At 72.1% G+C, this 8,026-nt stretch carries 8 protein-coding genes; 6 read left to right on the forward strand and 2 right to left on the reverse strand.

The annotated features are described in order from the left end of the window. Nucleotides 1–43 precede the first annotated feature (43 nt). Nucleotides 44–1,015 (reverse strand): ABC transporter substrate-binding protein, encoded by a 972-nt coding sequence (locus AC3EUV_RS27825; protein ID WP_432144637.1) that lies wholly within the window; start codon nt 1,013–1,015, stop codon nt 44–46. Between the two features lie 531 nt (nt 1,016–1,546). Between AC3EUV_RS27825 and AC3EUV_RS27830 the strand changes: the two genes are divergently transcribed. The 5 genes from AC3EUV_RS27830 to AC3EUV_RS27850 all read left to right on the forward strand — a co-directional run bounded on the left by AC3EUV_RS27830 (nt 1,547) and on the right by AC3EUV_RS27850 (nt 5,443). Next, a complete protein-coding gene (locus AC3EUV_RS27830) occupies nt 1,547–2,770 on the forward strand; it encodes an NAD(P)-dependent malic enzyme (protein ID WP_435604146.1) in 1,224 nt (407 codons plus the stop codon). A 160-nt stretch (nt 2,771–2,930) separates the two neighbouring features. Next, nucleotides 2,931–3,893, forward strand: coding sequence for a zinc-binding dehydrogenase (locus AC3EUV_RS27835; protein WP_387244266.1), 963 nt, complete (start codon nt 2,931–2,933; stop codon nt 3,891–3,893). 43 nt (nt 3,894–3,936) lie between these two features. Beyond that, on the forward strand, nt 3,937–4,557 hold the full coding sequence (locus tag AC3EUV_RS27840; protein ID WP_435604147.1) for a HutD/Ves family protein: 621 nt from the start codon (nt 3,937–3,939) through the stop codon (nt 4,555–4,557). 113 nt (nt 4,558–4,670) lie between these two features. Next, nucleotides 4,671–4,880, forward strand: coding sequence for a helix-turn-helix domain-containing protein (locus AC3EUV_RS27845; RefSeq protein ID WP_018087470.1), 210 nt, complete (start codon nt 4,671–4,673; stop codon nt 4,878–4,880). Further along, nucleotides 4,880–5,443: a Clp protease N-terminal domain-containing protein gene (locus AC3EUV_RS27850; protein WP_435604148.1), complete on the forward strand. Its 564-nt coding sequence runs from the start codon at nt 4,880–4,882 to the stop codon at nt 5,441–5,443. The genes AC3EUV_RS27845 and AC3EUV_RS27850 overlap by 1 nt, the downstream gene beginning before the upstream one ends. Nucleotides 5,444–5,518: 75 nt before the next feature. On the opposite strand, the gene AC3EUV_RS27855 is transcribed toward AC3EUV_RS27850, so the two are convergent. Continuing rightward, a complete protein-coding gene (locus AC3EUV_RS27855) occupies nt 5,519–6,400 on the reverse strand; it encodes an SCO6745 family protein (RefSeq protein WP_432144632.1) in 882 nt (293 codons plus the stop codon). Nucleotides 6,401–6,761: 361 nt separating this feature from the next. Between AC3EUV_RS27855 and AC3EUV_RS27860 the strand changes: the two genes are divergently transcribed. Further along, a complete protein-coding gene (locus AC3EUV_RS27860) occupies nt 6,762–7,934 on the forward strand; it encodes a serine hydrolase domain-containing protein (RefSeq protein WP_435604149.1) in 1,173 nt (390 codons plus the stop codon). Nucleotides 7,935–8,026 lie beyond the last annotated feature (92 nt).

The raw sequence follows: 8,026 nt of genomic DNA on the forward strand, positions 1-8,026 counted from the left end.
TCGGCGGGAGGTGCGCGGAGCGGACGGGGCGGCGGGCGGCGGCTCAGCCGCCATTGAGCTGCACCTTCTTGACCGCGGCGTCCTTGACGTCCCACTTGTCCAGGACCTTGGCGTACGAGCCGTTCTTGATCGCGCGTTCCACGGCGGCCTTCAGCGCGTCACGCAGCTTCTCCTGGCCCTTGGGGACCGCGATGCCGTACGGGGCCGCCTTCAGCGGCGCGCCGCCGACCATCTGGAAGTCCTTGCCGCCTCCGGAGACCTTCACCGCGTACGCCGCGACCGGGTAGTCGCTGGAGACGGCGTCCACACCGCCGGTACGCAGCCGGGTCTGGGCCTCGGAGTCGTTGTCGAATGCCTCGATCGAGATCGGCTCCGAGTCGTTGGACTCACAGGCCTTCGACTTGTCCTTGGCCAGGTCGTGCGAGACCGTGCCGCGCTGCACCGCGATCTTCTTGCCGCACAGGGTTTCCCAGCCGTCGACGCCGTTGGTCTTGCCCTTGCGGGTGTAGAGCGAGACACCGACGTTGAGGTAGTCGATGAAGTCGACGCCCTTGCCGATCTTCTTGCCGGTGTTGCTGTCGATGCCCTCCTGGCGCTCCTTGGTGTCCGTCATCGCCGACATCGCGATGTCGTAGCGCTTGGACTTCAGACCGCCCATGAGGGTGTCGAAGGTGGCGTTGTTGAAGTTGAGCTTGATGCCCAGCTCCTTGCTCATCGCCGCCGCGAGATCCGGGTCGATGCCCTCGATCTTGCCGTTGGAGCGGAACTCCACCGGCTTGTAGGTGATGTCCGAGCCGACCTGGAGGAAGCCCTTTTCCTGGACGTCCTTGGGTAGCGTCTTGAACAGCGGGGCATTGACGTTGCGGCTCTTCTTCGCCTCGCGCTTGGCGATGGCCTCGTTCGTCTGGTCGCCGCAGGCGCTGAGCAGCAGCAGCGAGGCGGCGACCGCGGTCGCTGCGGCCACGGCTGTACGAGACCTGCCGGCGGCCGTGCGACGGGTGGTGCTTGCGGTCATGCTGAGCCTCCTGCGGATGGAGAAGCCGACGTGACAAAAGGGCCGGGGCACACCTTTGGGCGTCGCGACCTCGGTTGGTGACGGAATCCTGCCATCCGGACTCCGGTATTCGGACTGTCGTTCAGGTCAAAATCGGATAACGGACGGGGACGCCGGGGTGGCGGCCGGATGCCGCACGGGAGCTGTCCCGCCGGTGAACTGCCCGATACGGGCGGGTCCGCTCCGGGCATCTCGGAATCCGGACGGTACAGAGCGGGCTCTTCTGGGTTTTTTGTGTATTTCGCCGTTATTGTCGGAGCTCTGAACCCGAGAGTAATGAATCTGACTCGTCGGGGCTCGCGCCCGTCAGGTAGAAAGGTGCGTTACACCCCTCATCCGGGGCTCAGGGCGCGTGTGCGGCGCGCCCGGCGTCCGTACCTCCCCCCGCTCGGCAGGTATCTGCCGAGCAGGGCGCGGACGCGGTGCCCGCCCACCCCTCAACCAGGGAGTGGCCACCCTCAAGCAGATTTACGAATAAAAGGGGTAAGACAAGTGGCAGCGGAGATCGTCAATCCTCGCAGCGACAACAAGAGTGGTACGGACGCGGACGGTGCGCCCGACGACGCCTTCGATCCGGCGTTCGCGCTGCATCGCGGCGGCAAGATGGCCATTCAGGCGACCGTGCCGGTCCGGGACAAGGACGACCTGTCCCTCGCCTACACACCGGGCGTCGCCAAGGTGTGCAGCGCCATCGCCGAGCAGCCCGAGCTGGTGCACGACTACACCTGGAAGTCCCAGGTCGTCGCCGTGGTCACGGACGGCACCGCGGTGCTGGGCCTGGGCGACATCGGCCCGGAGGCATCCCTCCCCGTGATGGAGGGCAAGGCCATCCTCTTCAAGCAGTTCGGCGGCGTCGACGCGGTGCCGATCGCGCTCGCCACCACCGACACCGACGAGATCATCGAGACCGTCGTCCGGATGGCGCCGTCCTTCGGCGGCGTCAACCTGGAGGACATCTCGGCGCCGCGGTGCTTCGAGATCGAGCGCCGGCTCCAGGAGGCGCTGGACATCCCGGTCTTCCACGACGACCAGCACGGCACCGCCGTGGTCACCCTGGCCGCGCTGCGCAACGCCGCCAAGCTCACGGACCGTTCGCTCGGTCAGCTGCGGGCGGTCATCTCGGGTGCCGGTGCGGCCGGTGTCGCCATCGCCAAGATCCTCATCGAGGCGGGCATCGGAGACGTCGCGGTGTGCGACCGCAAGGGCATCGTCTCCACCGACCGCGCCGACCTCACGGACGTCAAGCGCGAGGTGGCCGGCTTCACGAACAAGGGCCGGCTGACCGGTTCGCTGGAGGACGCGCTGGACGGTGCCGATGTCTTCATCGGGGTCTCCGGCGGCACGGTGCCGGAGGAGGCGGTGGCGAAGATGGCGAAGGACTCGCTGATCTTCGCGATGGCCAACCCGACCCCGGAGATCCACCCGGACATCGCGCACAAGTACGCGGCCGTGGTTGCTACCGGGCGCAGCGACTACCCGAACCAGATCAACAACGTGCTGGCCTTCCCGGGCATCTTCGCCGGTGCCATGCAGGTGCGGGCCTCGCAGATCACCGAGGGCATGAAGCTCGCCGCCGCCGAGGCGCTGGCCGCCGTGGTCGCCGACGAACTCAGCGCCGACCGGGTCATCCCCTCGCCGTTCGACGAGCGGGTCGCCCCGGCCGTCACCGCCGCCGTCGCGGCCGCCGCCCGCGCCGAGGGCGTGGCACGCCGCTGACCGCGCCCCCGCGCGGGGCGCACGACGACGGGCCGGGCCCGCACCTCTCAGGGGTGCGGGCCCGGCGTCGTCGTGCGGGCGGTGTGCGGCCGGGCCGACGCGGTGCGTGTCACACCCGTACGCGGTACCGCAGCGCCCGGCCGCGGCCTACGTTGGGATCATGTTTGCTGCCTATGCCGCCCGCATCGACCGTGACCAGCCGCTGAACGGCCTCGAATTGGGGGAGCGCCCGGCCCCTGACGTACGCCCCGGCTGGACGACCGTCAACGTCAAGGCCGCCTCCCTGAACCACCACGACCTGTGGTCGCTGCGCGGGGTGGGGATCACGGACGAGGCGCTGCCGATGATCCTCGGCTGCGACGCCGCCGGTATCGACGAGGACGGCAACGAGGTCGTCCTGCACTCCGTCATCGGGCAGACCGGCCACGGAGTCGGCCCCAAGGAGAAGCCCTCCATCCTCACCGAGCGCTATCAGGGCACGTTCGCGGAGCAGGTCACCGTCCCCTCCTGGAACGTGCTGCCCAAGCCGAAGGAACTGTCCTTCGAGGAGGCCGCCTGCCTGCCGACCGCCTGGCTGACCGCGTACCGGATGCTGTTCACCAACGGGGGCGTACGGCCCGGGGACAGCGTCCTGGTGCAGGGCGCCGGCGGCGGGGTGGCGACCGCGGCCATCGTGCTCGGTGCCGCCGCGGGTCTGCGGGTCTTCGCCACCAGCCGGGACGAGGCCAAGCGCAAGCGCGCCCTGGAACTGGGCGCCGAGGCGGTGTTCGCCAGCGGTGAGCGGCTGCCGCAGCGGGTGGACGCGGTGATCGAGACGGTCGGCGCCGCCACCTGGTCGCACTCCGTCAAGTCGCTGCGCCCCGGCGGCACCCTGGTCATCTCGGGCGCCACCAGCGGCTTCACCCCCAAGAGCGGGGAGCTCAACCGGATCTTCTTCCTGGAGCTGAAGGTCGTCGGCTCCACGATGGGCAGCAAGGAGGAGCTGGCCTCGCTGCTCAGCTTCTGCGCGGCCAAGGGCATCCGGCCGGTCATCGACTCGACGCTGCCGCTGGACCGGGCGCGCGAGGGGTTCACCAAGATGGCCGAGGGCGAGCTGTTCGGCAAGATCGTGCTGACCGTCTGACGGCCTGACGGGCCGCCACCACTTCACCGGAAGGCTGCGGAACGTGCGGATCCTGCGGGCGGCGGGGCGCCCCGCCATGCCGTGGAGCAACGGCGGCGGGGTGACCCGGGAGGTCGCCGTCCACCCGCCGGGCGCCGGCTGGGACACCTTCGCCTGGCGGGTCAGCCTGGCGGACGTCACCCGGGACGGGCCGTACTCACCGCTGCCCGGCGTCCAGCGGATCCTCACTGTGGTCGACGGGGCCGGGCTGGAGCTGACGGTGGACGGCACCACCCGGCTCCTGACGGACCGCTGCCGCCCGTTCGCCTTCCCCGGCGGCGCGGAGACCGGCTCCCGTTTGCCGGCCGGCCCGGTCGTCAATCTCAATGTGATGCTGCGGGCGGGGCGGGCGGCCGCCACGGTGGAGAGGGTGCGGGGGCGCCGGGTGGTGGAGCCGGTCCGGCGGCCCGCCGACGGAGGCGCCGGGGGCCCGGAGGCCGTGCTGATCGTGGCCGTCGAGGGGGAGACCCGGCTTCGGGCGGACGGCGAACCCGAGGCGCGGCTGGCGCGGTTCGACGCGGCGCTGCTGGCGGGGCCGGACGCGGCGCCCGTCGAGCTGCGGACGGACGGCAGCGCGGCGCTGATCGCCCTGTCCGCCGCTGACCCGGCCCGCCCCGAGGGCTGATCCTCCGGTCCACCCGCCCGCAAATCTCTCAAGTGCACGTGTCCCTGGCCGAGTTGTGCCCGGCATGTCAATGATGGTTGACGCTCTCGATGTGTCAACGTACATTGACATCCATGACCGAAGCAACGGATCTCGCCGAGCGGGCCGGCGATCGGGACCCCAGGGTCGGGCTCCGCGCCGTGGCCGCGCTCCGCCGGCTGCTGGAGCAGCTCGAAGCCGTGCAGGTGCGCAGCGCCCGTGCGCAGGGCTGGTCGTGGCAGGAGATCGCGGCGGAGCTGGGTGTCAGCAGACAAGCGGTGCACAAGAAGCACGGGAGGCGCTGATGTTCGAGAAGTTCACGGCCGGGGCGCGTGCGGTGGTGCGGGGTGCGGTGGAGCAGGCGGACCGTACGGGGAGCGAGGTGATCGGCGAACCGGAGCTGCTGCTCGCGCTGCTGGAGCGCACGGATTCCCCGGCCGCCGGGGCGCTCGCCGCCCTCGGTGTCCACGAGCGGCGGGAGTCGGTCGCACAGGCCCTCGCGCAGGTGCGCCGGCGCGGCGGGGTGTCGACGGCCGACGCGGCGGCGCTGGCCGGGATGGGGATCGATATCGACGCGATCGTGGCGCGGGTGGAGGAGGCCCACGGGGCCGGCGCGCTGGCCGCCGGCGGGACGGCCGGGCGCCGGAAGCGGGTGCGCCGGCCGTTCACCGCGGAGGCCAGGGCCGTACTGGAGCGCGCCCTGCGGATCGCGGTCGGCCGGGGGGAGCGGTCTCTCGGCGATGAGCATCTGCTGCTCGCGCTGACCGCCGGGCCCGGACCGGCCGGGGCGGTGCTCGCCGACCACGGGGTGACACATGACGCGGTGGTGCGGTGGCTGGACGAGTCGCGGGGCCGGCGCGCGAGTTGAGCCGGGCGGCCCGTGGGTCAAGGGGCCCGCTCGTCAGGTCCGGCGGGCCGCTGTGAGACCCCTGCGGGCCTGCCCTTACGGGTGGCCGACCTTTACCCTCCCGATGCCCAGAGTGCTGTGCCGGGGCAGATAGCCCGCCTCGAAGACCGCGCAGAGGAGCGGGGTGAGCAGCTGCGCCAGCCGTTCGGCGCGGGAGTGGCCCAGCGCCCGCCACGGTCCGGCCGCCAGCCGGTCGGTCGTCCGCTCGATCGCCTCGCGCTCCTTGCGGGCGCGGTCGGTCGCGGTGCCGTCCGGGGCGATCCAGCCACGGGCGGCGAGGCGGTGCCGGGCATCGCTCCACTCCTGTGCGCTCCAGCCGCGCCCCACGAAATCCGCGGCCGGCGCGGCACCGACCGCGGCGAACGACACCAGGGCCTCGCACGGGTCGAGTTCGCAGGTCAGCAGGGCCGCCAGATGGCCGTCGCCGCGGTGTTCGCGCAGCACCGTCGCGGCCTGCCAGAGCACCAGATGGGGCGCGTCCGGCCAGGGCAGATCGCGGTTGGCGGCGGCCAGCGGGCGGGCGGCGGTACCGGCGTTCTCGGCGGCCTGGCGGGCGAGTCGGGCCGCCTCGGTGAGCTGGGCGGTGGTCAGCCGGCCGTCGATGAGGGCGGTCAGCGCACGGTCCATCGCCACCAGCCGGGCGTCCAGCACCTTGGCCGGTTCCGCGACGGTCCAGATCCGCGGGAGGTACCGGGTGATCATCCGCGGGCAGAAGGTGTAGTACGTCGCGGCGACCAGCTCGGGCCCGGCGGCGCCCAGCGGGGCCGTGCGCCAGGCGAAATAGCTGGGCCAGCGGGAGGCGACCTCATGGCCGAGGCCGGCGGCGACCTGGCGTGCCTCGGGGGCGAAATACAGGGTGGCGTGCAGTGGCTCCAGCAGGTGCCACATCCGGCGGGCGACCGCAAGGTATTCCGACATCGCTTTCCCTCATGGCCTTCACGATGCGTGCGCAGACGGGAGAGGTGGACCGTGGTCCGGAACAGGGTCGTCGGCCCCGCGGAACCGGGCAGCTGGGGCTCCCGGAACCCGGGGCCGGACGAAAAGCCGTGCGAAGTACTGACTTCCCCGATTACGCCGCGTGAATCCAGACCGCAGATGGCAACTGTGGGTAACAGAAGCCCGGTTGGGGGGAATCCGGTTCCGGCCGCCGTGGGGCGGGTGGCTCAACCTCCCCTCGCGTACCGGAAATTCGGTCGAACCCCGGCGGCCGCGCACGTACGGTGACCCGGCCGCGGTCCACGGAGGGCCGGGCCGTACGACGCGAGGAGGCGAGCGGCAGATGCCACAGCACGGATGGGCCGACGAGGGCTTCGGGGCGGTGGCGGACGCCTTCGCCCGGAATTTCGCCGAGGGCCGCGAACTGGGCTCCGCCGTGGCCGTGTTCGCCGACGGGCGCAAGGTCGTCGACCTGTGGGGCGGGACCGCCGACGACCGGACCGGGCGGGCCTGGGACGAGGACACCGTCCTTCCCGTGATGTCCGTCGCCAAGGGCCTGATCGCCTTCTGCGCCCATCTGCTCGCCCAGCAGGAGAAGTGGGACCTCGACGCTCCGGTGGCCCACTACTGGCCGGAGTTCGCCCAGCGGGGCAAGGAGGCGATCACCACCCGGATGGTGCTCGCCAACACCGCCGGAATCCCGCTCGCCGAACGGCAGTTGACCTTCGAGGAGCTGACCCGGTGGACGCCGGTGATCCGCGCCCTGGAGGAGCAGCCTGCGCTGTACGATCCCGGCACCGCGTACGAGTACCACGCGCACGCCTTCGGCTTCATCATCGGCGAGGTGATCCGGCGGCTGACCGGCCGTACGCCCGGCGGGTACTTCCGCGAGGCCATCGGCGACGTCCTGGGTCTGCGCACATGGATCGGGATGCCGCGGGCGGAGGTGCCGCGGCTGGCCCGGCTCGCCGAGGCCGGGGGGCGCGGCCCGCTGCCGAGCGCCGACCTGCTGCCCATGCGGGCCCTGACGATGAACGGCGTGCTGCCCTTCCCCGGTCTCGACGATCCGCACGGCTACAACTCGCCCGCCCTGCTGACCGCCGAATTCCCCGGCGCGGGCGCGGTCTCGACGGCGCGCGGGCTGGCGGCGCTGTACGCGGCGGCCGCGACCGGTGTGGACGGCGCGCCGCGGCTGCTCGGCGCCGGCACCGTGACCGATGCGGTCCGGCAGCTGTCGGGCGGTGCGTCCTGGTCGGGGTTCCCGGACCTCGGCGCCCGCTGGGGGAGCGGCTTCCTCGTCGACTCGCCGTTCCGCCGGCTGCTCGGTACGCGCTCCTTCGGCAACAGCGGGGCGGGCGGTCAATTCGCCTTCGGTGACGACGAGTTCGGGGTCGGCTTCGCCTATACCGCCAACCTGATGGGCGCGGGCGGCGACCCGCGGGTCGACCGGCTCATCGGCGCGGTACGGACCTGCGTCGGGGCGCAGGAGCCCACGGAGGGCGTGGCCGGAAGCTGAGGGGACGGCCGCGGCGGAGAGCTGGCCGGACGGCCGCGGGGGGGGGGGGGGGGGGGGGGGGGGGGGGGGGGGGGGGGGGGGGGGGGGGGGGG

The organism is Streptomyces sp. bgisy130, from assembly GCF_057708345.1.